The 3,403-nt window shown below is 50.0% G+C and carries 3 protein-coding genes; all 3 read left to right on the forward strand.

What is annotated here, in order from left to right:
- Positions 1-1,837 (forward strand): ribonuclease J (locus tag Q0340_RS08975; protein WP_298083041.1); only part of this gene is annotated, 1,837 nt, incomplete at its 5' end.
- Between the two features lie 371 nt (positions 1,838-2,208).
- Positions 2,209-3,171 carry a KpsF/GutQ family sugar-phosphate isomerase gene (locus Q0340_RS08980; protein WP_298083042.1) on the forward strand — a complete coding sequence of 321 codons (963 nt, stop codon included), beginning with the start codon at positions 2,209-2,211 and terminating at the stop codon, positions 3,169-3,171.
- Positions 3,171-3,403, forward strand: a 233-nt coding sequence (locus Q0340_RS08985; RefSeq protein ID WP_298083043.1) for a S4 domain-containing protein, incomplete at its 3' end; no start/stop codon positions are given. The genes Q0340_RS08980 and Q0340_RS08985, both read left to right, overlap by 1 nt.

Raw genomic sequence — 3,403 nt, forward strand, 5'->3', positions numbered from 1 at the left:
CGCCGTAGACGATGCGAGCTCCGCGGATGCGCAGAAAAAGAAAAGGCACAAAAAGCGCTCAAATATGCCAAAGAGCCTTACCGGCAATGAGCCGTGGCAGAAGGCGATGGATGATGCGATCGCGAAAAATAAGCTGATCCACGAGGAGCGCCTGCACCCGCTTAAAGACGCTAATCGCAGCGATGAGACGGTGCGTATCACGCCGCTTGGCGGACTGGGCGAGATCGGCGCGAATATGACCGTTTTTGAGACTAATACGAGCGCGATTATCGTCGATGTGGGCATGAGCTTTCCGGAGGAGAGCATGCTAGGCGTGGACATTTTAATCCCCGACTTCGATTATGTTCGCAAGATAAAAAACAAGATCAAAGGCATCATTATCACCCACGCGCATGAGGATCATATCGGCGCGATGCCATATTTTTTCAAAGAATTTCAATTTCCGATCTACGCTACGCCGCTTCCCTTGGGGATGATAAGCAATAAATTTGAAGAGCACGGCCTTAAAGCCGAGCGTAGCTACTTCCGTCCCGTGCAGAAGCGTCAGCTCTATCAGATCGGCGATTTTGAGGTCGAGTTTATCCATATAACGCACTCGATTATCGATGCAAGCGCGCTTGCAATCACAACGAAAGCGGGCACGATCATCCATACGGGCGATTTTAAGATCGACCACACGCCGATCGACGGCTATCCGACCGATCTGAACCGCCTTGCGTATTACGGCGATCGCGGCGTTATGCTTTTGATGAGCGATAGCACGAACTCGCACAAAGAGGGGATCACAAAGTCCGAAAGCTCGGTAGGAAAGACCTTTGATACGATATTTTCAAGCTGTAAGGGGCGCGTGATAATGAGCACCTTCAGCTCAAACATCCACCGCGTCTATCAGGCTATTGAGCGCGGCGTAAAATACGGCCGCAAGGTCTGCGTCATCGGACGAAGTATGGAGCGAAATTTATTTACCGCGATGGAGCTTGGCTACGTAAATTTAGACAAAAAGATCTTCGTCGATGCCGATCAGGTCTCCAAATACCCAGATAATGAGGTTTTAATCGTTACTACCGGCTCGCAGGGCGAGACGATGAGTGCGCTGTACCGCATGGCGACGGACGAGCACAAATACATTAAAATCAAATCCACCGATCAGGTAATCATCAGCGCCAAAGCGATCCCCGGCAACGAAAGCAGCGTTTCGACCGTGCTTAACTACCTGCTAAAAAGCGGCGCAAAGGTCGCGTATCAGGACTTCAGCGAGATACACGTAAGCGGGCACGCCTCGATCGAGGAGCAAAAGCTCATGCTGCGCCTGATAAAGCCGAAATTTTTCCTACCCGTGCACGGCGAGTATAATCACATCGTAAAACACAAAGAGACCGCGATGGAGTGCGGCATCGAGGAGAAAAATATCTATCTGATGAACGACGGCGATCAGATGGAGGTTTGCGAAAAATATCTAAAGCGCGTCAAGACCGTCAAGACGGGCAAAGTCTTTATCGACAACCAGATCAACAAGCAGATCTCCGACGAGATCGTCAAGCACCGTCAAAATTTAGCCGATGCGGGCGTCGCGGTCATCATCGCGCAGATCGACAAAAACGAAAAGAGGCTCATTCAGACGCGCGTCATCACCTACGGGCTCGTCGCCGATAATCAAACGGCGTACTTTACCAAGGAGATGCAGGGCATCATCGAGCAGTTTTTAGCGAATTTAAAAGATGAAATTTTGCTCGATCACTGGGCGCTGGAGGGCAAGATTCGCCAGGCCGTGCGAAAGCATATCTTTAGAAAGATCAAAAAATATCCGACCATTGTGCCGGTGATTTATTTGATGTAAGCGCGGCTAAATTTTATGGATTTAAGGCTTGCTTTGCGGTGTCGTGGGTGCATGAAATTTTATGTTGCGGGCGTAGAGTACCGAATTTTACGACGTAAGCGGGCTTTGCAGCGTTGGAATTTAAAAGCGGCATGAGCAGGTCTTGTAGCGCGAAATTTTAAAGCGGCAAGTAAAATTTGAGCGTAAATTTCGGCGTAAAGTAAAATTAAAAAGCGTCTAACAAGCCCGCGGCAAGCGGGCAGAGCGGCGCAGAATTTCGCGGATTAAAATTTTATGGCGCAAATTTCAAAGGCGCGAAATTTCAGCTAGCGTAAATTTAGGCGTGGCGCAAAGAGGCGTAAAATGAAAGCAAATTTTAAAAAGAAGGTTTAATGAGTGAAATTTTAGATACGGCACGAGAGGTACTGAGGCTCGAAGGAGCGGAGCTTTTGCGGCATGCGGAGCTTATCGGCGACGAAATTGAGCGAGCCGTAAACTTGATCCTAGCTTGCAAAGGCAAGGTAATCGTCACCGGCGTGGGTAAGAGCGGCCACATAGGCGTTAAGATCGCCGCGACGCTTGCCAGCACCGGCACGCCGTCGTTTTTCGTCCACCCTACCGAGGCGCTGCACGGCGATCTGGGTATGATCGGCAAGGACGATATGGTGCTTGCGATCAGCTTTAGCGGCGAGAGCGAGGAGCTGGTTAGAATTCTGCCTCACCTCAAACGCTTCGGCGTAAAGATCATCGCGATGGCGCGCGATAAAAACAGCTCGCTCGGTAAGGTTAGCGATGAGTTTATAAGCCTAAATATCGTCAAAGAGGCTTGCCCGCTAGGCGCCGCACCGACGGTTTCTACGACGCTAACGCTTGCGTTAGGAGACGCGTTAGCGATCTGTTTGATGAGGCAGCGCAGATTCGGCAAGGAGGATTTTGCAAATTTTCACCCGGGCGGCAGCCTCGGCAAGCGGCTTTTCGTCAAAGTAAAAGACGTGATGCAAAGCAAAAATTTACCGGTCGCAAGCCGTAACGCCAGCCTAAAACAAGCCATTGACGTTATGACGCACGGAAAGCTCGGCACCGTTTTGTTAGTGAACGAAAAGGGCGCGCTCGAGGCGATCCTAAGCGACGGCGATCTGCGCCGCGCACTGATGCGAGAGGATTTTGACATCAATGACAGCGCGCTGAAATATGCCACCAAAAATCCTAAAATGCTGGACGATAAAAATATGCTCGCAATAGATGCGCTAAATTTGATCGAGCAATTTAAAATCCAAGTCCTGCCCGTAGTCGAAAACGGCGTGCCCGCGGGGATCTTGCATATTCACGATCTAACTAGCTTGGGGCTAAAATAATGCAAAAGATGCGTCTGAATAAATTTATCTCTCATAACACCGCCTACTCACGCCGTGAGGCGGACGAGCTGATCAAGCAGGGCAAGGTTAGCATTAACGGTCGCGTCGTTAGCGATTTTATAGAGGTTAGCGGCGAGGAGAAGATCCGCATAGGCTCGCGCCTCATCAAGCCTAAGACGGAATTTACGATGATCGTTTATAACAAGCCGAAAGGCGAGTTAGTTACTAAAAA

Source organism: uncultured Campylobacter sp., assembly GCF_938045595.1.
Lineage (GTDB): Bacteria > Campylobacterota > Campylobacteria > Campylobacterales > Campylobacteraceae > Campylobacter_B.